We start from the raw sequence: 22211 nt of genomic DNA on the forward strand, positions 1-22211 counted from the left end.
TATGGGCAAAGTAAAAGCATGGAAAGAAAAAGTGGTTATACCCACCTATGAGGTTGGTAAGCCAGAAAAATATCCAGTTTTTCTTGAGAAAAGGGTTTATCAGGCTAGTAGCGGTAGCGTTTACCCTCATCCCGTTATCGAACATATTAGTGACGATAAAGTTGATAAGGAGTGGGATGTTGTTATTGTTGAAAACGATTATTTAAAAATAATGGTTATTCCATCCTTAGGGGGAAGAATTCAAATGGCTTATGATAAAATTAGGGAACGTCATTTCGTTTATTATAATCATGTTATTAAGCCTGCCTTGGTAGGTCTTACTGGGCCTTGGATTTCAGGGGGTATAGAATTTAATTGGCCCCAACATCATAGACCAAGTACTTATGATCCAACAGATTTTTATATTGAGGAAAATGAGGATGGAAGTAAAACTATTTGGGTAAGCGAGGTAGAAAGAATGTTTAGAACCAAAGGGATGGCCGGTTTTACCTTACACCCTGATAAGGCCTATTTGGAAATAAAAGTTCAATTGTACAATCGTACGCCTCATGCCCAAACTTTTCTGTGGTGGGCAAATCCTGCAGTTGCGGTAAATGACCATTATCAATCTGTTTTTCCACCAGATGTAAATGCAGTTTTTGATCATGGTAAACGTGATGTTTCTGAATACCCAATTGCAAAGGGAGAATACTATAAAGTTGATTATTCACCTGGCACGGATATCTCAAAATATAAAAACATTCCAGTTCCAACTTCCTACATGGCAATTGGATCTGACTACGATTTTGTTGGAGGTTATGAAAACGACTCAAAAGGTGGCCTTCTGCATATTGCAGATCACCATGTTTCACCCGGAAAGAAACAATGGACATGGGGACACGGTGATTTTGGTCGCGCATGGGATCGAAACCTCACAGATAGCGATGGCCCTTACATTGAATTAATGTGTGGTGTTTATACCGATAATCAACCTGATTTTTCTTGGATGCACCCCTACGAAGAAAAAAGTTTTAGGCAATATTTTATGCCATATTACAACGTAGGTGTTGTGAAAAATGCTACCAAAGAAGCTTTGTTAAATCTTGAAGTAGATAAACAACTTGCTACATTGAAATTCTATGTTACATCAGCATACGAAAACTGTAAGGTGTCTCTGTCTACTTCCAAAAAAGTAATATTTGAAAGGATTCAGGATTTAAGTCCTGAAGAGGGATTTGAGCAAGTCATTTCTATAGGAGACGTTAAGAATGAAGATCTAAGAGCAACCTTGACTGATAAAGAAGGAAAAGTTTTAGTTTCATGGTCTCCCGGTGATGTAAAAACAGGGGAAATTCCCGAACCTGCAAAGGCTGCAAAACAACCAAGTGAAATTAAAAGTGTTGAGCAACTCTATTTAAGAGGACTTCACTTAGAACAATATAGACACGCCACATATAATCCTACAGATTATTATTTAGAAGGATTATCAAGAGAGCCAAGTGATGTGAGATGTAATAATGCTATGGGCTTGTGGTATTTAAAAAGAGCAAAATTCGAAAAGGCACTTACTTACTTTGATAAGGCAATTGAAACCCTAACTGAACGTAACCCAAATCCTTATGACGGAGAGCCTTATTTTAATAGAGGACTTGCATTAAATTATTTAGGGAGAAAGGATGAGGCTTATAGCGCATTTTTTAAATCTTGTTGGAATGCCGCATGGCAAGATGCTGGTTATTTCAATCTAGCGCAAATCGATTGTGCAAGAGGAAATTTAGAAAAAGCTCTAGACTTAATTGATAGGTCCTTAATTAAAAACTGGCATAACCACAAGGGTCGACATCTAAAGGCCATTATCCTGAGAAAAACTGGAAGATTGAAAGAGGCGGTTGACTTAGTGTATGAATCTCTAAGTATAGATAATTTCAATTTTGGAATTCTTTATGAAAAATATTTGCTGAGTAAAAATCAAGAGGATTTAAATAATCTTAAGGATTTGCTGAGGGAATATCCTCATAATTATATCGAGTATTCCCTAGATTATGCGCAAGCAGGACAATATGAAGAAGCTATTGGCCTATTAAATCATTTTATTAAGGATAAAAAAGAGATTTATCCAATGGCACTATATTTCATGGCATGGTTTCATGAACAACTAGGAGTACAGGATAAGGCTCAAAAATATATCATCGAGGCGGAAAGAATGCCATCAGATTACTGTTTTCCGAATCGATTAGAGGAAGTCATTGTTTTGCAGGATGCTATATCTAAGAGTACTAAAAATGGAATGGCAAACTATTATCTGGGTAATTTTTGGTACGCATTCAGGCAATATCAGGAAGCTCAAGATTGCTGGGAATCATCCATTCAACAAATTGATTCAAATGCAATCTGTCATAGAAATTTAGGTTTGCTTTATTACAATAAAGCAAACAAAAAGACCCTTGCCAGAAACCATATGGAAACAGCATTCAAATTAGACAAAGAGGATGCCCGTTTGCTAATGGAGTTGGATCAATTATATAAAAAATTGAATATTCCTATAGAAGAAAGGTTACATCTGTTAGAAAGCAACTTAATCTTAACTGAATCAAGAGATGATCTGTATTTAGAAAGAGTTTCATTATATAATTTACAAGGGAAACATGAAACCGCACTTGAGCTTATTAAACGAAGACAATTCCATCCTTGGGAGGGTGGTGAAGGAAAAGTTCCTGCTCAGTATTTAATCGCAAAAATAGAAATTGCCAAACAATGTATTAAAGATGGCGATTACCTTCAAGCCATAAAACATTTAGACGATGCTCAAATTTACCCCCATAACTTAGGTGAAGGTAAATTGTTCGGAACCCAAGAAAATGATATTAATTACTGGAAAGGATGTGCATATGAAAAGCTAGGAGAACTAGATAAAGCCAAAGTATCCTGGAATTTGGCATCCATAGGATTGAGTGACCCTAGCCCAGCGATGTTTTATAATGATCAACAGCCTGACAAGATTTTCTATCAGGGCTTGGCCCTATTAAAATTGGATAAACCGGATGAGGCAAATTTCAGATTTAACAATTTAATATCCTATGGCATGGAACATATGGATGACGATGTTAAACTTGACTATTTCGCAATATCCCTACCCGATCTATTGATTTGGGAGGAAGACCTTAATGATATAAATAAAAAACATTGTAATTATCTAATCGGGTTGGGGCAATTTGGTTTGGGACATAATGAAGAAGCAATCAACTCATTTAAAAAGGTCCTTCGGTTAGATAAATATCATTTTTTAGCTGAAATTCATTATCGAATGGTTAAGAACACAAAACCCTTGGTGCCTAAATAAAATTGGTTTAAATCGGGGTAATTATCAGAATAGTTCAATTTGAATCCAAATTAAATACAACTCCCAATAAACCGGATGTATAGAATATTAAAATCCAAAGATGGAGAGGATATGTATGCTGAGATTTTAAATTCTGACAAATCCTCATATTCTAAAATATATTTAAATAAGGGAGCAAGTTTACAAGAATTAGTTCTTGGCAATAACCATATTATCAAAAACATGTCTCCTATGACCTATGAGGAAACCTATGCTTCGTCAATATTGTTTCCCTTTGCGAACAGGGTCAAAGATGGCAAGTATAGGTTCGAAAACAAGACGTACCAATTAGAAATCAATGAGACAGATCTTAACAATGCTCTACATGGATTGGTTTATAACAAAACATTTGAGATAATAAATGAAGAAGTAACAGATACCTCGGCAACAGTTAAACTTGCATACCATGAGACTAAAAAACTAAACGGTTTTCCATATTCTTATTCTGTTTATTTGGACTATACCTTGAAGGATTTTGATCTTGAAATTAAAGTTTCTGTAAAAAATACAGACACAAAAACCTTCCCTTTTACATTAGGATGGCACCCTTATTTTGTAAGTGACAATCTTGGCGAAAGTTTGTTAATGTTTGATTCCAACAAAAAACTTAAATGGGATAATAGAAACATTACAACCGGAATATTAGAAACTGAAGTGCCAAAGGTTTTAAAAATTCAAAATCAAGAATTTAACGATTGTTTTTTGCTGAATTCTAGTGTAGTTCATTTTCAAACTCCAAAATATTTACTGATTCTAATGTCAAGTGAAAGTGATGGCTTTTTGCAACTCTACACACCTCCAAAAAAGAACACTATCGCCATTGAGCCAACAACCGGGGTTTCTGATAGCCTTAATAATAAAATAGGGCTTAAAACATTGAAGCCCAACAATGATTATGAAGTTGAATGGAATGTTACAGTCGTAAACAATTAAAAGTATTAATGGTTTGAATTGATCAATATAGAGTCATTTCAATTGCAATAACAATAAATAAAACTCTTTTATAATGAAAATTTTGGTAACTGGTGGGTTAGGCTATATTGGCTCTCATGTTGTGGTGGAACTACAAAATGAGGGGTTTGAAGTTGTAATAGTGGATAATCTATCGAACTCTTCAATCGAAGTGTTGGATGGCATTACTTCTATAACAGGTATTAAACCAGGGTTTGAAAAATTAGATTTAAGATCTAAAAGTCTCGTAATAGATTTTTTTAAAAGACATGAGTCAATAGATGGTGTTATTCATTTTGCAGCTTCTAAGGCAGTAGGTGAAAGTGTTAAAGACCCATTATTATATTATGAAAACAATATAAATTCTTTGATATACCTATTACAGGAACTGAAATCGAAGAAATCTCCAAAATTTATTTTTAGTTCTTCCTGCACTGTATATGGAGAGGCAGATACTTTACCAATAAATGAATCTGCACCAATAAAAGTTGCACAATCTCCATATGGAAACACCAAGCAAATAGGAGAGGAAATTATTCAAGATGTTTGCAAGGTTACACCCCATTTTAACGCAATAGCGTTAAGGTATTTCAATCCAATAGGGGCCCATCAATCTATTAAAATAGGAGAATTACCCATAGGCACTCCTCAAAATTTAGTGCCCTTTATTACTCAGACAGCAATTGGCAAAAGACATCAATTAAATGTGTTTGGCAATGATTACCCAACTGATGATGGAACATGTATCAGAGACTACATACATGTTGTGGATTTAGCCAAGGCTCATGTAACCGCCCTAAAGCGATTAATTCAGGGAGATAATTTGGATAATTTTGAGGTATTTAACATAGGTACGGGAAAAGGGGCGTCTGTTTTAGAAGTTATCAGAACTTTTGAAGAAATCTCAACGACCAAATTAAATTACCAATTCGTTGAGCGCAGGAGTGGCGATGTTGTCGCTGCATATGCTGATACATACAAAGCAAATAAAATATTAGGTTGGATGGCAGAATTAACCCTGAATGAAGCTCTGCAATCTGCTTGGAAATGGGAAAAGAGTCAACTTTTTTCTAATTCCAGTAGTTTTTAATATTCTCATATTATTGAGGACAATTGAGTTATTTGGAGAACCGACTGAATCATGTTTTTAACCTTCTTTCTATTAATGCGGTTTATAAAGGGAGTATAATATTTTCTGTTGTAAAGGATCCCAGAGATCGTTATAATCGTCCACAATCCTTGATTGGACAATTGAGATGTCCATTTAGTTACGCTTTTAACACTAACATTTAATTGATCTGGGGTATAACTCCCTCTAAGAAAAATAATTGTAATACCCTCTTGTTCTCAAATTGTAAAACGCCGGTAATAATTTAGCTCCACCCTCTAACGTTTACCTTTCATCAAAGTCATTTGGCCGTTGTACGCCGACTCCTGCTTGCAGGATGATTTTACTCCCGGTTTCTTTTGGTCCCAATCAACCGGTTTCAGGTTGACACCAATCGAAAATTGCTTGCGTGCTTTACCATAGGTAAGGTCGGCCATAAATTGGACATTGTCCTTGCTGATTCTGCTTACTTGTTAGCATGAGAAACCGTATATACAACACTTTTTCCTTCATTATAAATGGTGTGTTATAAAAAGAAGGAAATATGTACACCCGGAGTATTCTAGTTACCTTTTTGTGCGCCTTCTAAATTTTAAAAAGACAACTGTTGGGTAAAAAACAAAAACCTAACTATCAAGTAGTTAGGTTTTTAATTCGTGAAAGTGGTCCCACCTGAACCATGTTTTAATACCCTGATATACAGCAATATACACTATTATGAAGTGTTTTACAATTTTTCATTCCATTGAAAAGAGCTATAAATAGCTGTATACATGTAGGTGGCATTGAGCATATTTATCAATAATTTATAACCCTGATAATTTTAATAATTTTTAAAATTTTTAAGGCCTTAAAGCTTTTCGCTTCCAAAATAAAGGAACTCAATTATACCAAGAGTGATGAGATATGGCCCCTCCTTGTAAGAACTAGATTTATGTTTTAGTCGACTTAGCTTGATTGGAGGGAACGTAAAATTATTTATTTAGAATCGACTCAATTAATTCCCCATTTTGCTTGTCAGATAATAGTCTAATTACCTTAAAATAGTAATTATTTTTAAATAGGATATTTTTGTCCTATTTATGATTTTTGTCATCTTTTACTTTTCAGACACCACCTAATTTTGAAATATCAAAAAAGAAATAATGAAAAATCTAATTAGTTTATCCCTATTGATCTTCCTCTTTATATTTTCTAGCTGCGGTGGTGGAGCCACAAAAAAAGAAGAAAAGAGTAAAATCAAACTTGAAGCTCCCAAATCAGAGATTAAAACAACCCCAAAAACAGAAGGCATTCCTCCTTCTCAAAGAGTCGACCTCGATAATAAAGGAGTCGGACCTATAACTTCTCTCAAGCTTTCTAATGAAATTGATCCCGAAATGGCCGCGCATGGTGAAGAGGTGTATAAAAACATGTGTTCGGCTTGCCACCGGCCAGATAAAAAATTCATTGGCCCCGCACCTATCGGAATTTTGGAAAGGCGATCTCCTGAATGGATAATGAATATGATACTGGCTCCTGAAAAAATGGTTCAAAATGATCCATTAGCCAAAGATCTACTGATGGAATTTAATGGCTCGCCAATGGCAAATCAAAATTTAACTGAAGAAGAGGCACGCGCAGTACTGGAATATTTTAGAACATTAAAATAAACTGATATATGAAACCAATCCTAAATTTTCTTTTGGTTGTAATGCTGGTTTGTTTTGGTCAATCCTGTAAAGTTGATGAAAATCAAACCGAACTTACAACTAGCAATTCCTTGAAAGAATCCAATGATCCTGCCAAAACTGGCCAAGCCTTTATTAAAGACGATGAAAGCAAACCCACTGTGTTGAGTATCGCTATTGATTCTAAGGAACATTCTACCTTGGTAGCAGCAGTACAGGCCGCTAACCTTGAAAATGCCTTAGTAAATGCCGGACCTCTTATGGTATTTGCCCCAACCAATGATGCTTTTGAAGCCCTACCTGAAGGCACAGTAGAGAACTTATTAAAGCCTGAGAACAAAGAAGTCTTAGCAAACATTTTGAAATACCATGTTACCCCCGGAAAATATTCCGAAGAATTCTTAACCAAATTTAAGCAATTGGGGCAGGCTAACAACCAATATGTAAACGTGGAGGTGGTAGATGGTAAGCCGGTCATTGGAGGTGCACATATCCTTGCAAGCATCGAGGCCGGAAATGGTATTGTACATGTTATCGACAAAGTATTGTTACCTCCAACTGAATAATGAATAAACTAAAACATTAAATGATGAATAACATTTTTAAAACAATTACTGCGCTTGTAGGGCTTTCATTAGTTTTTACAAGTTGCAATAACGGAAACTCATCCCGCCAAAAATCTGGCGCACTTGCCAGCAACGTGGCTGAAAAAGTCTATGTACAACCTGGAGAACACGATGAATTTTATGCCTTTGTTTCTGGTGGGTTTAGTGGACAATTGTCCGTTTACGGACTACCATCAGGAAGACTTTTTAAAGTGATTCCTGTATTTTCTCAAGATGCAGAAAAAGCATATGGGTATAATGAAGAAACCAAACCTATGTTGAATACATCCCATGGTTTTATTCCGTGGGACGACTCACACCATCCTGACATTTCCCAAACCAACGGAGAACTCGATGGAAGATGGGTATTTATTAATGGGAATAACACGCCTAGAATTGCCAAAATCGACCTTACAACCTTCGAAACTACAGAGATCATTGAAATACCAAATAGCGCTGGTAATCATAGTTCCTCCTTTGTAACCGAAAATACTGAATATGTCGTTGCGGGTACTCGATTTTCTGTGCCGATTCCGCAAAAAGATATGCCCATAAAAGATTACAAAGGAAATTTTAAAGGGGCTTTAACTTTCATTTCGGTTGCACAAGAAACAGGTGAAATGAATATTAAATTCCAATTGATCATGCCCGGATTCGATTACGACTTAGCGCACCCCGGTAGGGGAAATAGCCATGGATGGTTTTTCTTCAGCACCTATAATTCTGAAGAAGCAAATACCTTATTAGAAGTTAACGCCTCCCAAAATGATAAAGATTTTATTGCTGCGGTAAACTGGAAAAAAATTGAAGAATACGTAAATAACGGTGGAGGAACAAAGGTTCCGGCTAAATATGCACATAACGTTTATAATGACCACACCCATACTGCATCTTCCAAAATCCTTAACGAAGTGCTTACGGTTAATCCTGCTGAGGTACCTGGTGCCGTCTTTCTATTGCCAACACCTAAATCACCTCATGGATGCGATGTAGATCCTTCTGGCGAATATATCGTTGGTAACGGAAAATTGTCTGCCAATCTAACCGTGCACTCCTTTACCAAGATGTTAGATGCAATTAAAAACGAAAAATTTGCCGGTGACGCTTATGGTATTCCTATTTTAAATTTCGAGGATGTCCTAGCAGGCACTGTTGAACAACCAGGCTTAGGTCCTCTCCACACAGAATTTGATGGTAACGGCTATGGTTATACCACCTTCTTTATTTCCTCTGAAGTGGTTAAATGGAAATTGGGCACTTGGGAAGTTGTAGATAGACAGCCCTGTTATTATTCAGTTGGCCACCTAATGATTCCTGGGGGAAACTCTCGCAAGCCTTTTGGGAAATACGTGGTTGCTATGAACAAAATCACAAAAGATCGTTATTTGCCAACGGGTCCAGAAGTTACCCAATCTGCCCAATTGTATGATATAAGCGGTGATAAAATGGAGCTTTTGTTAGATTTCCCCACAGTCGGTGAACCGCATTATGCAGCAGGATGTCCTGCAGATTTAATAAAAGCTAATTCTAAAAAAATCTTCCCATTGGAAGAAAACGATCATCCCTATGTCAGTAAAAGTGAGGCCGACACCAAAGTGGTCCGCGATGGTAAAACGGTTCATATTTATATGACCACCATTCGTTCACATTTTTCGCCAGATAATATCGAAGGTGTTAAAGTTGGAGACAAAGTGTATTTTCACGTTACCAATCTAGAGCAAGATTATGATGTTCCACATGGAATTAGCATAATAGGCGCAAACACTTCAGAACTATTAATTATGCCTGGCCAAACGGAGACCTTCCTTTGGGAGCCTAAAGAAGAAGGTGTATGGCCGTTCTACTGTACAGATTTTTGCTCTGCTTTACACCAAGAAATGCAGGGTTATGTTAGAGTTTCTGGAGAAAATGCAAACACCCCATTAAAATGGTCCTTGGGTGGTGATATAGAATAAAGGAATAGGATTATAATGTTTTAGTGTAAATCCTAAAAAGGCGGGGGCATCCAAACCTTGTCCTCGCCTTTAATAACATAAGAACGATACAAAGCCATCACAATGAAAAAATCTAATGTAATAATGCTAGTTGCGGCTATACTGCCACTTGGCTTGTTTTTGTTTCCTCTTTGGAAAATAACTTTAGAGGCGCCTCAGTATCCTACTCCACTAGGAATGTACATTCATATCAATGATTTTTCTGATGCAAATCCGCATGACATAAAGAATATCAATCTGATGAATCATTATGTGGGTATGAAATATATTCCTGAAGCGATACCAGAATTCAAGATTTTTCCCATCGGTATTCTCCTAACCAGTTTAATAGGAGTCCTCATAGCTTTTAAGGGCGATTACAAATGGTTTTTGGGATGGTTTATCCTAATGGTGGTGTTAAGTATAGCGGGGCTTTATGATTTCTATTTATGGGAACATGAATACGGCCATAATTTAGACCCCAAAGCTATTTTAAAATTCACCAATCCAGATGGTACCCAGATGGGATTTCAACCTCCCTTTTTTGGTAGTAAGCAAATATTGAATTTCAGGGCACATTCGTATCCCCAACTTGGTGCCTTATTCCTAGGTCTCGGTATGGTTGTCTCCTTTATAGCATTTTGGATGGGCAAACGAACGAAACCACTGGTTTAGCCATTTATCAACCAAGGTAAATACCTTTCTTTTATGAAAACACTAAAACAAATATCCTTAACTGGTTTGGTATGGCTTATAATTTCCTGCAAGCCTTCCCCAAAACCCATAGAATATGGCATAGACGATTGTCAATATTGTAAAATGACGATAATCGATAAAATCCATGGTTCTGAAATGGTTACCAAAAAGGGAAAAGTCTATAAGTTTGATGCGGCGGAATGCATGATTCATTTCCTTCAAGGATTCGATCCAAATGAAATAGAACTCTACCTTACCAATAGTTTCGATCATCCTTCCCAACTGGTTGACGCCACTCAAGCGTTTTATTTGGTGAGTGAAAACCTCCCTAGTCCAATGGGCGAATTCCTTACGGCTTTTAAAAATGAAGGAGAGGCTATCGATATACTGGCGACTCAAGGAGGTACTCTTTATAATTGGAATGAAATTAAAAAGATCCTTAATGCTAAAAAATGAGGTTAGATGCCATTTTAATAGCGATGTTTTTGTTGTTGACCTCCATGGTTTATGCACAACCTATAGAGGTATGTAAAAGTTGTACCATAAATACAATAAAGGGTGCTATCGAAAATGCCAAGAGTCATGATACCATTATCGTAAAAAGGGAAATTTATAAAGAAACAGATATAATAGTCGATAAACCTTTAACCCTTATAGGAAAAGATTACCCAGTTATAGATGGACAGTTGCAAGGAGAAATTATCACTGTGAATGCTGATAGCGTTACCATAGAAGGGTTTGTAATAAAAAATGTAGGTGTTAGTTATACCAAAGATTTTGCCGCCATTCGGTTACGAAAGAGCGAACATTTCATCATTCGAAATAATGTACTTCAAAAACTCTTTTTTGGTATTTACATTGAAAAATGCAAAAATGGAATTGTGGCTAAAAATCAAATTATGGGAGATGCAAAGGAAGAGTTTAATTCGGGCAATGGTGTACAATTATGGTATAGCAATAATGTGCAGGTTATAGGCAACCACATTGAAGGTGTTAGGGATGGTATCTATTTAGAATTCTCTCCGAATTGCAGCATTCTTAAAAACATTAGCAGAAATAATGTTCGGTATGGTTTGCATTTTATGTTTTCTAACGAAAACCGTTATACCGGAAATATTTTTGAAAATAATGGCGCTGGAGTAGCTGTAATGTTTTCGAAAAAAATTAAAATGACGGAAAATACCTTTCGAAAAAATTGGGGAACTGCAGCTTATGGAATGTTGTTGAAAGAAATAAATGATGCCGAAATAAGAGGCAATACCTTTGAAGAAAACACCACAGCCATCAATATTGAAGGATCTAATCGGGTGGTTTATACTAATAACGATTTCAAAAATAATGGTTGGGCAATAAAAGTGAGAGGGGCCTGCTATTCCAATACTTTTAGGGCTAATAATTTCTTGAATAATTCTTTCGATTTAGCTTACAACAGCAAAGTAAACGACAACACATTCATCGGCAATTATTGGAGCACCTATTCGGGATATGATTTAAATAAGGATGGCATAGGTGATGTACCGTACAGGCCTGTAAAGTTATTCTCCTACATCGTTAATAGAACTCCGGAAACCATCATATTGTTGAGAAGTGTATTTATAGATATCATCGATTTCTCTGAGAAGGTATCGCCGGTTTTTACACCCGATAATTTGATGGATGCACAACCTAAAACAAAACGAATCCGATGGTAAGAGTAGAGAATTTATACAAAAGCTTCGGCAAAAATCAAGTGTTATGCGGGCTAAACCTCGACATAACCGAAGGAGGAATCGTTGCTGTGGTGGGCCCAAACGGATCTGGAAAAACCACCTTGATTAAATCTATTTTAGGAATGGTGGTACCCGATAAAGGCCAAATCTCGGTATTGGGAGAAAGTATAAAAAACGGATCTAAGTATAGAGATTCTATTAATTATTTACCCCAAATTGCCAACTTCCCAAGTAACCTAAAGGTGAGGGAAATCATAAAAATGATTAAGGATCTAAGGCAACACAGCGATTATGAGGAAAGATTGTTGGAAATTTTCAAACTGCACCCCTTTCTAGACAAAAAACTGGGTAACCTTTCGGGGGGCACCAAGCAAAAGGTAAACATTGTTTTAACCTTTATGTTCAACAGTCCCTTGATAATCTTAGATGAGCCTACCACAGGCCTAGACCCGGTCTCCCTTATAAGATTAAAAGAACTGATCATAGAACAAAAAAACAAGGCAAAAACGATTTTGATCACCTCACATATTATGAATTTTGTCGAGGAAATTTCAGACGAGATCATATTTCTGCTTGAAGGCACCATTTATTTTAAAGGCAGTATCCCCCAACTAAAAGAGAAAACCAACCAAGCAGATTTTGAACATGCCATTGCCTCCATTTTAATTGAAAACCATGCTTAAAATTTTAAAATACAGTGTTTTCGACCTTATGCGTAGCCGTTGGACCTACGTCTATTTTGGTTTCTATTTAATCCTAGGATTTGTGTTGTTGTTCTTAAATAATGATTTGTCTAAGGCAGTCATCACTCTGATGAACGTCATTATTATCTTGGTTCCTTTAATCGGAACCATCTTTGGCGTAATGTATTATTATAACAGCAAAGAATTCACCGAACTGCTTCTTGCGCAACCCTTAAAAAGGTCCGCTATATTTTTGGGGCAATATTTAGGGGTTGCCTTATCTCTCTGCCTCAGTTTGGTGCTTGGTTTGGGAATCCCTTTTATATTATATGGTTTGTTTGAAAGTTCTGCAATTTGGAATTTTGGTTTGCTCTTGGTTACAGGCGGATTCTTAACCTTAATCTTTACGGCCTTGGCTTTTAATATTGCACTGTCCAACGAAAATAAAATTAAAGGATTTGGATACGCAATTCTCCTTTGGCTTTTTCTGGCGGTGATTTACGATGGTGTATTTTTAATGTCTTTAATCTTTTTTGAAGAATATCCCTTGGATAAACTTTCATTGGTCGGTACCATGCTTAACCCAATTGACCTGTCTAGAACCCTAATTCTATTGAAACTCGACATTTCAGCCTTATTGGGTTATACCGGCGCCGTATTCAAAAAGTTTTTTGGCACCAACTTGGGTTTAATGGTTTCCTTCGGAATGTTAATGCTTTGGGTTATTCTACCTGTATTTAGGATCGTTTTCAAATCAAAGAAAAAGGACTTTTAAAAATCCTTTTTCAACTTTCGTCAGACGGCTTTATTTCCTAAGATATTCGAAATAAACAAAGCAATTGATATGGGTATGAACACACTAAAACTAAACATGAATAGAGCATAATTTGAGATGGGTTCGCTCTGGCTAAAATAGAGATAACCCTGGGCGAGCAACAATAATTCGGTTAGTAGAAACCCTGCGAGAAAACAAAAAAGCCCCAGCAAAAAAATGGAAGTTTGCGTAAATATGTTTTTCATCAAAATAAATAGCAATAAAAAACCCGAAACTCCACCCAGCATTAATAAATGGATAAACCCGATTACATAAAGTCGATGTTGGTAAATTTCTGTTGCAAAGGTCGGGTGAAGGGAAGCTAATTGAAAAATGTTTTTGAGAATGATGCAAGATAAGGAGAAAAGCAAAATACTTTTTCTCGATAGGTCAGCATGCCTGATGGAATTTTTCGCATTCGACCATATGATTTGTACAAACCATAAAAGCCCTATGATTTGAAATAGAGTACCAACTCCATGAATCCAAAATAGGGACCAATGAGGGTAAAACCATTGAAGTGGCAAGGAAAATGTTAGAAAGGTGGCCGTTACCCAGAGAAAATAAATACTTTTCAAGCGTTTAGATTGCTTCACTTTTAAAGCATTCACTAGTAACCCTAAAACCGCAAATAAAAACCATCCATTAAATTGAAAATGAAGAAAAAACTGAATTGCGGTTTGATAAAAATCTGAAGCCTTACCCGAAATTGCAACAGCAGGACCTAAGCACCACACCCCTGCCGTAGATAAGATCATGAAAAAAAGGGCCGTTTTAATGAAGCAGGAACTTGACGATTGGTTCCCTTTAAAATCCTTCCAGACAAGAAATGAAAAATAATAACTGCATAAAATATGAAGGGTAGAAAAGCTGATGGAAACTGCCGCATAACCTTGAAAGGGAAAGCTGAAAAGCATACCCCAAACGGTGATTTGTGTCATCCAGAACAATCTTTGATAGAGAACACCCTTCTTAGAAACATAAGTTTCTACGATCAGCGCGTATAGCATTAGGTATGCCCATCCTAACATAGCAATGTGAGAATGGGCATGCGTTACATACCGGTAATTAATGCTAATGGGGAAGATCTGTGAATACCTCAGCATCAACCCCAAAAGTGCGGCCATAAAAAAGTTTGACAGACAAACAATTGTAAGCTTTTTTAGCATACCAAGCTATATTTCTCAGTGCTTGAAATTAGCTCGGATTCTTCAGTTAACAAATTGTTCTTGCAGTTTGATGGCTTTGGGAAACAAAATATTGTTTTCTAAATGGATGTGCAAATGCAGATCTTTTTCAAATTCTTCTAGCATGGAATAGGCCACCCGAAAGGTAGTACAGGCATCGGAAGGAGGCTGATAGTTATTGGTCAATTCTGCAATCTGGCTAAATCTTTGCCCTTCATTTTCATGTTCATTTTCCATAACTGAAATAGGATTTTGAACCTGCCCAAAAGGAGGTGACGCTAAAATTGTTCCTTGCCTCTGTGCATTTACCATCTCCTTCACATAAGGAAATAGATTGAGCTCCTCTTTTTTCATATGTTTGGTCAATTCTCCGGCTGAGGTTTTAAAAAGTTCATTGATTTTTAAAAGTTCTGTATGCCTTTCACCGTGTACTCGACAAAGTTTTTCCAGAAATTGTTTGAGGACCGGAATAGTATCTTCTACATATCTGTGATGCTTCTTTTCTATATAATCCGCCAATAGATCTATTGGCCAAGAAGAATAATCCATTTTCTCATCGGAATAAGAATGGAGCGAATGTTCTAATTCATTCATAATTAGCTCTGTATCGAGGCCTTTTTTTAAACATACTTCCTCTAGAGTTCTATGGCCATTACAACAGAAATCGATCTGATGTTTTTTGAATACAGCTGCTGTCCTGAAATCTTCAGCCACATAATTACCGATGGTTTTAGAGATTTTTTGTGTTTGTGTTTCCATGATTTTAAATAGGATATTTTTGTCTTATTTATGTATAAAAAAATACTGTTACGTTAATTTCAAAACCGTATTTCCCTTTTCTAATTGATCCACCAATACTTCCAAGGTAGTATTTTCCAACATTAGTCTTAGGCTATGTCTAACTTCCGTAAATCTGTCATGTAAAGGACAAGGGTTTTCTTCGTTACACCTTTGCAAACCCAATCCACACCCCTTATAGATATCGTCGCCGTCAATGGTTTCCACGATTATTGAAAGTGTAATTTTAGGTATGTTTTCCTTGTCAATTTCGAATCCACCATAAGCCCCTTTAATAGACTTAACCACATTTTTTCTTACCAGTGCCTGAAGAATTTTAGCGGTAAACGCTTGAGGGGAATTGATTTCTGCTGAAATTTCTTTAGGATTTACCCTTTTACCTTCCAGGGAATTTTTAGCAATATAAATCATTGCCCTAATGGCATATTCACAAGCTTTTGAAAACATAAAGAGTCTAAATTCCTTTCAAAATTACTATAAATTTTTAATTAGGACAAAACAATCTTAATTAATCACCTATAATTTTAAGTCATTTTTTTTCAATTAATTTGTGAACTAAGGCTAACAGCTTCCCCCTATTGTATCGTTCATTAAAACAATAATAAATTGTGCTAATTATAATTACCTTATGTTAAACCTCCAAAGTTTTATTTGTTTCACAATATGCCTTAAAGTTGCCTTGGTTATACAAGGAATAACTTTGTGGTGCTGACTTCCGAAACGTTTATTGTTACTAATCTGAGGAAGGTAAAAAAAGCCTCACATCTCTGTAAGGCTTGATTTTACTGGTGGTCCCACCTGAACCATGTTTTAATACGCTGATATACAGCAATATACACTATAATGCAGTGTTTTACAATTTATAATTTCTGAAAATATAGCAATATAGAGCGGTAAACATGTAGGTGGCATTGAGCACAATTGTAATTAGAAATAGTTTATACTTCATACTTCTATCATAAATTTGAATTGTGTTGAACTTATCTCCCAAATTTACCATTTAAACAAAATCCAGTCTGCTTTATACAAACTGGAAAGGGTTTAACAAAAAAATGAATACGATTAGATTGTTCTAAATCTTCGACTTGTATAAAATTTCTCCCTTCTTGTGTTGCCAAATAGCCTATATTTTCTAATATGGTTATTAACGGATTCACGATTATTTTTTAAAGCTTCATAATTACTGAACATGACTATCAATGTTTTAAATTGTTATTGTTAATGAGTTTATTTATTGAACAAAAGTAGATCGAGACAAGAAGATAGATTTTACACAATTAATTTATAGACTTTTATAATTCTTGTTCTTTCCGTGAAATAATATAATTAAGAATGATTTGAGACGACAAGCTATTGAGAGATTATTGAGCTATTCAATGAGGTTAATAGATAATATACATGATTCAAAATATTAAAAAACATTATTGAAATTTTGTAAAATTAATTTTCCGTTAAATTGGCATTTTCGATAATGCTTGAACCTTTTCAAAAACAAATGTTCCATTATGAGAGTGAAAAATTTAGATACCATTCCAATTGAAACTATAGTTGGATGTTTTTTGGAAGCTTTTGAAAATTACTTTGTAGAATTCCCAAAGGATTTGAAATATTTTAAAAAGAGGTGGGAAATGTCCAAAATCGATTATTCAATATCCTATGGAATGTTTCATGGCCAAAAATTGGTTGGCTTTGTTTTGCATGGTATCGACTTCCGGCGAAATCATTTAACAGCATTTAACTTAGCAACAGGAGTCATTCCGGATTACCGAGGAAAAAAAATAACCAAGAGGATTTATGACTTTGCCATTCCAGAACTGAAAAATCGGGGCATCACAAAATGTCAATTGGAGGTAATCAAAAATAATGCCCCTGCCGTAAATACCTATGAGAATATAGGATTCACCATTACAAAAAATTACAAATGCTTTTCTGGAGATATCGTATTAAAGCAACCTTTAAACTATTCTCTCAAAGAAATTCATCACGAAGAATTCAACATGATTGATTGGCCAAATCAAACTTCGTATTCATGGGAAAATCAAGAAGAATCTCTTGTTAAAGGTGAATTTAAATGGTATTTGGTTTCAAACAAGAGTATGGCTGAGTCCTATTTTATTATCAATCCCCTAACCGGCTATATCCCAAAAATCGATGTCCTTGAGGAAACAGATGAAATATGGCAACGATTGTTTTCTGCTGTCAATGGAGTTTCAAGTAAGATAAAAATCAACAATGTAGATGAACAATTAGCTGTTAAAATAAATCGACTTCAACAGTTCGGGTTAAATAATACTATCGATCAATTTGAAATGGAATTACTCCTTTAAGTCAAAATGAAAAAAAACACTCTTATTTTTAGCAAAGGGGATAATGGTTTCTATCTACCGTAACTGAATAAATTGAATTGTGACTTATATCGGATTGGAAAAATCACTACTTTAGTTATAAGCAATGTTAAAGATCTCTACCATGACTCTTATCATAAATCCCTGCTAACTAATACTTTAATTAAACCAATCACTAAATTAAAGTAAAATGAAACTGAACATTAAAAATATGGTATGTGGCCGCTGTATTATGGTGGTTGATGGCATTTTTAAAGCTCAGGGTATAGATGTCGAAACAGTCTCTTTGGGAGAGGTTCAACTTCCCCAGGAAATTTCACCCGATCAACTCTCAAAACTGAATTCGGCATTGAAGGAAAAAGGATTCGAAGTAATAGACGACAAAAAAAGTCTATTATTGGAACGGGTCAAGTCTGTCGTAATTGATGAGATCCATCACAATGACCATTTTGAACTTAAAGTCAATTGGTCACATTTTTTACAGGAAAAATTGCAAACAGATTATCACCATTTAAGCACTTTATTCTCTTCCGTAAATGGGTATACACTAGAACAATATATCATCAAACAAAAGGTTGAAAAGGTAAAGGAATACCTTTTTTATGATGAAATGTCCTTAAAGGAAATTGCCTTTAAATTAGGTTATAGTAGTGTTGCCCATCTTTCTACCCAATTCAAAAAAATCACAGGACTCACTCCTTCAAAGTTTAAAGAAACCTTAGACAACCGAAACAGACTTGCACTGGATCAAATTTAGGAATTTTGAAACTCTTCCCAAATAATATGTAACAACTAAAAGCCGAATTCGATTGAACTTTGTCTAAAATTTTAATTAGACATGGACAATTGGAGTCAACTTAACATTAAAGGAATGGTTTGTAATCGCTGTATACAAACCATAGAGGAAACCCTATATCATATTGGGTACGCCATAAAATCCATATCATTAGGAAGAGTTGTTTTTAATGATAGCCTCTCTTTAAATGATGTAAAATTGGTAAAGGCTTCTTTAACCCAACTCGGGTTTGAATTACTTGAAGATCGTAATCAAAATCTACTAAACGAGATCAAATCATCCATTCAAGAATTGGTGGCTTACAATTCTAATGGGGAGAAAATGGAGAAGATTTCAACATATCTAAGCAAAAAGCTCAATAAAAACTATGATTCCCTTGCAGAGTTTTTTGGCAGATATGAAGGATTAACCATAGAGAAATACTTCATAAACACTCGAATTGCTAGAGTAAAAGAGTTGCTTGTATATACGCAAGACACATTATCGGAAATAGCGTTTCGCGTTGGATTTAGCAGTCCCCATCATTTATCGAACCAATTCAAAAATAGCACAGGATTAAATCCGTCAGATTTTAGGGAATTACACAAAAAAAATAATGCTGTTAGAAGGAATGAAAACATGCAACATGAAATATTTACGTCAAATTAATTATACCCATCAATAAACTAAATGGAGTAGCTTAAAATATTTAAAAAATGAAAACTATAATGGAAATAACCGATAGCAAAGAGATAAGCGCAAGCGAACAACTAATTAAACGGACTTTTCCAGTTACGGGTATGACTTGTGCCGCTTGTGCCGTTAGTGTCGAATCAATGCTCACCTATACCCCTGGTGTTGTTAGTGCCGGAGTCAATTTTGCTAGCCAAAGTGCTTGGGCGGAATTCAATCCTGAAATTACCTCTTTGGACGATCTACAAAAAGCCGTTCGATCCATTGGCTATGATCTAATCATTGATTCCGAAGACCCATCCCAAGAACAATATGATCTTCAGAGAAAACAATATGAAGATATTCGCAAAAGACTAATATGGTCTGCTGTTCTTACATTCCCCGTATTTATCATAGGGATGTTCTTTATGGATTGGGAAATGGGAAAATGGATATCCATGATTTTATCGGGAATAGTTCTTTTCTATTTTGGAAAAAAGTTTTTTGTCACTGCATGGAAGCAAGCAAAATTTGGAAAGGCCAATATGGATACTCTTGTAGCATTGAGTACCGGTATTGCTTATCTATTCAGTGTATTTAATACGCTTTTCCCTCATTTCTGGCATGAACAAGGAATTCATCCTCACGTTTATTATGAAGCAGCCGTCGTTATCATAACCTTTATTTCCCTTGGCAAGTTGTTGGAGGAAAAAGCCAAATCCAATACATCATCTGCAATCAAAAAACTAATGGGATTACAACCTAAAACTGTCAAGGCCATATTTGAAAATGAAGAAGTCGAGATACCTATTTCATCAGTTCGGGAGGGTTATACCCTAATCGTGAGACCAGGTGAAAAAATTCCTGTGGATGGCATAGTAAGTTCTGGGCAATCTTATGTTGATGAGAGCATGATAACCGGAGAACCAGTTCCCGTATTAAAATCCAACGATGCTGTAGTTTTTGCAGGCACATTGAATCAAAAAGGCAGCTTTCATATGATTGCCAAAAAAGTGGGAAGCGAAACAGTATTGGCTGGAATTATTCGAATGGTTCAAGAGGCACAAGGAAGTAAGGCCCCAGTTCAAAAACTCGTCGATAAAATCGCTGGCGTATTCGTGCCAATTGTCATCGGTATATCCATACTTACATTTATCACTTGGATAATACTTGGTGGCGATAATGGCTTCACGTATGCTTTATTATCTTCCGTTACAGTTTTAGTTATAGCCTGTCCCTGTGCTCTAGGTTTGGCCACACCCACAGCAATCATGGTTGGAGTTGGTAAAGGTGCCGAGAACAATATTTTGATAAAGGATGCCGAGAGCTTGGAGCAAGGGCATAGGGTAAATGCAGTTATTCTTGATAAGACGGGCACCATTACAGAAGGAAAACCACAGGTGGCAGATGTCTTTTGGGCTACTCCGGAAAACTCAAGGAAGTATTCCGGCATACTGCTTAGTCTGGAATCACAAAGTGAACACCCTCTAGCGGAAGCCGTCGTTAATCACCTAAAAGGTGAGATGGTCAAACCAGATCATGTAACCCAATTTGAAAGTTTCACAGGACGAGGTGTCATGGCCAAGTTTAATAACGAAACCTATTATGTTGGCAACTTAAAATTGATTCAGGAAAAAGGGATCTACACCGACACAAAATTGTTTTCTACTGCTGAAAGATGGCAAGGTGAAGCTAAAACGGTTATCTATTTTGCCAACTCTCACCAGACCTTGGCCATATTTAGTATTGCCGATAAGATAAAAGCCACCTCGAAGGAAGCCATCAAAAGACTACAGGAAATGGGCATAGAGGTTTATATGCTTACCGGAGATAATTATCATACTGCAAATGCCGTAGCTGATGAAGTAGGAATAAAACATTTCAAAGGAGAAGTTTTGCCATCAGACAAGGCGGAGTTTACAAGAACCCTGCAATCCGAAGGTAAAATTGTAGCCATGGTAGGGGACGGTATCAACGACTCGCACGCATTGGCTCAAGCAGATGTAAGTATTGCTATGGGCAAAGGTTCGGATATTGCCATGGATGTTGCTAAAATGACCTTGATTACGTCAGATCTTAATTCCATACCTAAAGCCATCAAACTATCTCGAAGCACTGTCATTGGAATTCGCCAAAACTTGTTTTGGGCATTCATTTATAACCTCATCGGAATTCCTCTTGCGGCGGGCATCCTTTTCCCACTTAATGGGTTTCTTCTAGATCCTATGATAGCAGGAGCAGCTATGGCTTTCAGTTCGGTATCGGTAGTAGCCAATAGCCTAAGACTGAAAAGAATAAAAATCTAAAAATAGTATTGGGGTGTATTGACACGTTGAATCGGATTGTTGATCTGACGGGAAAAATACACCCTATTTGTAACGATACAAAACATGGAAAAGCAAATTAAAAGCCAGGACGTTTTCCAAGGAACTAGAGAAAAACTGCGCCTGGACTCATGAACAAATAAGTGCTGTTATATTCTTTTATGTGCAGCAATGCCAATAACAGATGAAATTACTCCCTCATATTTGGAATTATGAAATCATTGACGGCAATAATGTAAAACTTAGCAAGCCCTTTCAAAATAAATTTACATCATAATTAAAATCTAAAATCACATAAAAATCTAAAATCATGGAAACACTAAAATTCAATTCAACAATTAAATGTACAGGATGTTTGGCTACAGTAACTCCATACCTGGATGAAACTGCAGGAGCAAATAATTGGGAAGTAGATTTAACAAACCCAAATAAAGTGCTTACCGTAAAAACAGATGGTGTAACCGCAGAGGATATTACCAAAGCTGTAGAAAGCGCCGGTTATTCAGTTGAATCTATTAATTAATCATTCAAGTGAAAACCCTA

20 protein-coding genes are annotated in these 22211 nt (G+C 36.0%); 16 read left to right on the top strand and 4 right to left on the bottom strand.

What is annotated here, in order from left to right; all coding sequences use genetic code 11:
• Nucleotide 1 precedes the first annotated feature (1 nt).
• From ISU00_RS05410 to galE, 3 genes are all read left to right on the top strand, one after another.
• Complete coding sequence (locus ISU00_RS05410) at nt 2-3319, top strand: DUF5107 domain-containing protein (RefSeq protein WP_228853028.1); 3318 nt, start codon at nt 2-4, stop codon at nt 3317-3319.
• Nucleotides 3320-3394: 75 nt separating this feature from the next.
• Nucleotides 3395-4291, top strand: coding sequence for an aldose 1-epimerase (locus ISU00_RS05415; RefSeq protein ID WP_228853029.1), 897 nt, complete (start codon nt 3395-3397; stop codon nt 4289-4291).
• A 73-nt stretch (nt 4292-4364) separates the two neighbouring features.
• A complete protein-coding gene (gene galE / locus ISU00_RS05420) occupies nt 4365-5399 on the top strand; it encodes a UDP-glucose 4-epimerase GalE (RefSeq protein WP_228853030.1) in 1035 nt (344 codons plus the stop codon).
• Between the two features lie 296 nt (nt 5400-5695).
• Here the strand turns inward: galE and ISU00_RS17705 are convergent, their stop codons facing one another.
• Nucleotides 5696-5878 (bottom strand): hypothetical protein, encoded by a 183-nt coding sequence (locus ISU00_RS17705; protein ID WP_394368534.1) that lies wholly within the window; start codon nt 5876-5878, stop codon nt 5696-5698.
• Between the two features lie 684 nt (nt 5879-6562).
• Between ISU00_RS17705 and ISU00_RS05425 the strand changes: the two genes are divergently transcribed.
• The 8 genes from ISU00_RS05425 to ISU00_RS05460 all read left to right on the top strand — a co-directional run bounded on the left by ISU00_RS05425 (nt 6563) and on the right by ISU00_RS05460 (nt 13528).
• Nucleotides 6563-7069 carry a c-type cytochrome gene (locus ISU00_RS05425; protein ID WP_228853031.1) on the top strand — a complete coding sequence of 169 codons (507 nt, stop codon included), beginning with the start codon at nt 6563-6565 and terminating at the stop codon, nt 7067-7069.
• An 8-nt stretch (nt 7070-7077) separates the two neighbouring features.
• The gene (locus tag ISU00_RS05430; protein WP_228853032.1) at nt 7078-7653 is read left to right on the top strand and encodes a fasciclin domain-containing protein; all 576 of its coding nucleotides are present in this window, start codon (nt 7078-7080) and stop codon (nt 7651-7653) included.
• 23 nt (nt 7654-7676) lie between these two features.
• Nucleotides 7677-9647 carry a Sec-dependent nitrous-oxide reductase gene (gene nosZ, locus ISU00_RS05435; RefSeq protein ID WP_228853033.1) on the top strand — a complete coding sequence of 657 codons (1971 nt, stop codon included), beginning with the start codon at nt 7677-7679 and terminating at the stop codon, nt 9645-9647.
• 102 nt (nt 9648-9749) lie between these two features.
• On the top strand, nt 9750-10340 hold the full coding sequence (locus tag ISU00_RS05440) for a hypothetical protein (protein ID WP_228853034.1): 591 nt from the start codon (nt 9750-9752) through the stop codon (nt 10338-10340).
• A 33-nt stretch (nt 10341-10373) separates the two neighbouring features.
• On the top strand, nt 10374-10817 hold the full coding sequence (locus tag ISU00_RS05445; protein WP_228853035.1) for a nitrous oxide reductase accessory protein NosL: 444 nt from the start codon (nt 10374-10376) through the stop codon (nt 10815-10817).
• Nucleotides 10814-12052, top strand: a complete 1239-nt coding sequence (locus ISU00_RS05450) for a nitrous oxide reductase family maturation protein NosD (RefSeq protein ID WP_228853036.1) — start codon at nt 10814-10816, stop codon at nt 12050-12052. The genes ISU00_RS05445 and ISU00_RS05450 overlap by 4 nt, the downstream gene beginning before the upstream one ends.
• Entirely contained in the window at nt 12046-12753 is a 708-nt protein-coding gene (locus ISU00_RS05455; protein WP_228853037.1) for an ABC transporter ATP-binding protein, read from the top strand. Before ISU00_RS05450 ends, ISU00_RS05455 begins: the two co-directional genes overlap by 7 nt.
• Entirely contained in the window at nt 12746-13528 is a 783-nt protein-coding gene (locus ISU00_RS05460) for an ABC transporter permease (RefSeq protein ID WP_228853038.1), read from the top strand. The genes ISU00_RS05455 and ISU00_RS05460 overlap by 8 nt, the downstream gene beginning before the upstream one ends.
• Before the next feature lie 20 nt (nt 13529-13548).
• On the opposite strand, the gene ISU00_RS05465 is transcribed toward ISU00_RS05460, so the two are convergent.
• From ISU00_RS05465 to ISU00_RS05475, 3 genes are all read right to left on the bottom strand, one after another.
• The gene (locus ISU00_RS05465) at nt 13549-14694 is read right to left on the bottom strand and encodes a hypothetical protein (RefSeq protein ID WP_228853039.1); all 1146 of its coding nucleotides are present in this window, start codon (nt 14692-14694) and stop codon (nt 13549-13551) included.
• 84 nt (nt 14695-14778) lie between these two features.
• Complete coding sequence (gene ric / locus ISU00_RS05470; protein ID WP_228853040.1) at nt 14779-15513, bottom strand: iron-sulfur cluster repair di-iron protein; 735 nt, start codon at nt 15511-15513, stop codon at nt 14779-14781.
• Nucleotides 15514-15561: 48 nt separating this feature from the next.
• Nucleotides 15562-15999 carry an RrF2 family transcriptional regulator gene (locus ISU00_RS05475; RefSeq protein WP_228853041.1) on the bottom strand — a complete coding sequence of 146 codons (438 nt, stop codon included), beginning with the start codon at nt 15997-15999 and terminating at the stop codon, nt 15562-15564.
• 1058 nt (nt 16000-17057) lie between these two features.
• Here ISU00_RS05475 and ISU00_RS05480 point away from each other — a divergent pair.
• From ISU00_RS05480 to ISU00_RS05500, 5 genes are all read left to right on the top strand, one after another.
• On the top strand, nt 17058-17879 hold the full coding sequence (locus tag ISU00_RS05480; protein WP_228853042.1) for a GNAT family N-acetyltransferase: 822 nt from the start codon (nt 17058-17060) through the stop codon (nt 17877-17879).
• Nucleotides 17880-18087: 208 nt separating this feature from the next.
• Nucleotides 18088-18654: a helix-turn-helix transcriptional regulator gene (locus ISU00_RS05485; protein ID WP_228853043.1), complete on the top strand. Its 567-nt coding sequence runs from the start codon at nt 18088-18090 to the stop codon at nt 18652-18654.
• An 81-nt stretch (nt 18655-18735) separates the two neighbouring features.
• On the top strand, nt 18736-19341 hold the full coding sequence (locus ISU00_RS05490) for a helix-turn-helix domain-containing protein (RefSeq protein WP_228853044.1): 606 nt from the start codon (nt 18736-18738) through the stop codon (nt 19339-19341).
• Between the two features lie 47 nt (nt 19342-19388).
• Nucleotides 19389-21650, top strand: a complete 2262-nt coding sequence (locus ISU00_RS05495) for a heavy metal translocating P-type ATPase (RefSeq protein ID WP_228853045.1) — start codon at nt 19389-19391, stop codon at nt 21648-21650.
• A 328-nt stretch (nt 21651-21978) separates the two neighbouring features.
• On the top strand, nt 21979-22191 hold the full coding sequence (locus tag ISU00_RS05500; RefSeq protein ID WP_228853046.1) for a heavy-metal-associated domain-containing protein: 213 nt from the start codon (nt 21979-21981) through the stop codon (nt 22189-22191).
• The last annotated feature ends 20 nt before the right edge of the window (nt 22192-22211 follow it).

Origin of the sequence: Aegicerativicinus sediminis (assembly GCF_015476115.1) — a bacterium.
Taxonomy (GTDB): domain Bacteria; phylum Bacteroidota; class Bacteroidia; order Flavobacteriales; family Flavobacteriaceae; genus Aegicerativicinus; species Aegicerativicinus sediminis.

Coding starts and splice junctions, on each gene's coding strand:
- ISU00_RS05410 (WP_228853028.1), top strand. CDS start 2: ATGGGCAAAGTAAAAGCATGGAAAGAAAAAGTGGTTATACCCACCTAT.
- ISU00_RS05415 (WP_228853029.1), top strand. CDS start 3,395: ATGTATAGAATATTAAAATCCAAAGATGGAGAGGATATGTATGCTGAG.
- galE (WP_228853030.1), top strand. CDS start 4,365: ATGAAAATTTTGGTAACTGGTGGGTTAGGCTATATTGGCTCTCATGTT.
- ISU00_RS05425 (WP_228853031.1), top strand. CDS start 6,563: ATGAAAAATCTAATTAGTTTATCCCTATTGATCTTCCTCTTTATATTT.
- ISU00_RS05430 (WP_228853032.1), top strand. CDS start 7,078: ATGAAACCAATCCTAAATTTTCTTTTGGTTGTAATGCTGGTTTGTTTT.
- nosZ (WP_228853033.1), top strand. CDS start 7,677: ATGAATAACATTTTTAAAACAATTACTGCGCTTGTAGGGCTTTCATTA.
- ISU00_RS05440 (WP_228853034.1), top strand. CDS start 9,750: ATGAAAAAATCTAATGTAATAATGCTAGTTGCGGCTATACTGCCACTT.
- ISU00_RS05445 (WP_228853035.1), top strand. CDS start 10,374: ATGAAAACACTAAAACAAATATCCTTAACTGGTTTGGTATGGCTTATA.
- ISU00_RS05450 (WP_228853036.1), top strand. CDS start 10,814: ATGAGGTTAGATGCCATTTTAATAGCGATGTTTTTGTTGTTGACCTCC.
- ISU00_RS05455 (WP_228853037.1), top strand. CDS start 12,046: ATGGTAAGAGTAGAGAATTTATACAAAAGCTTCGGCAAAAATCAAGTG.
- ISU00_RS05460 (WP_228853038.1), top strand. CDS start 12,746: ATGCTTAAAATTTTAAAATACAGTGTTTTCGACCTTATGCGTAGCCGT.
- ISU00_RS05465 (WP_228853039.1), bottom strand. CDS start 14,694: ATGGCCGCACTTTTGGGGTTGATGCTGAGGTATTCACAGATCTTCCCC.
- ric (WP_228853040.1), bottom strand. CDS start 15,513: ATGGAAACACAAACACAAAAAATCTCTAAAACCATCGGTAATTATGTG.
- ISU00_RS05475 (WP_228853041.1), bottom strand. CDS start 15,999: ATGTTTTCAAAAGCTTGTGAATATGCCATTAGGGCAATGATTTATATT.
- ISU00_RS05480 (WP_228853042.1), top strand. CDS start 17,058: ATGAGAGTGAAAAATTTAGATACCATTCCAATTGAAACTATAGTTGGA.
- ISU00_RS05485 (WP_228853043.1), top strand. CDS start 18,088: ATGAAACTGAACATTAAAAATATGGTATGTGGCCGCTGTATTATGGTG.
- ISU00_RS05490 (WP_228853044.1), top strand. CDS start 18,736: ATGGACAATTGGAGTCAACTTAACATTAAAGGAATGGTTTGTAATCGC.
- ISU00_RS05495 (WP_228853045.1), top strand. CDS start 19,389: ATGAAAACTATAATGGAAATAACCGATAGCAAAGAGATAAGCGCAAGC.
- ISU00_RS05500 (WP_228853046.1), top strand. CDS start 21,979: ATGGAAACACTAAAATTCAATTCAACAATTAAATGTACAGGATGTTTG.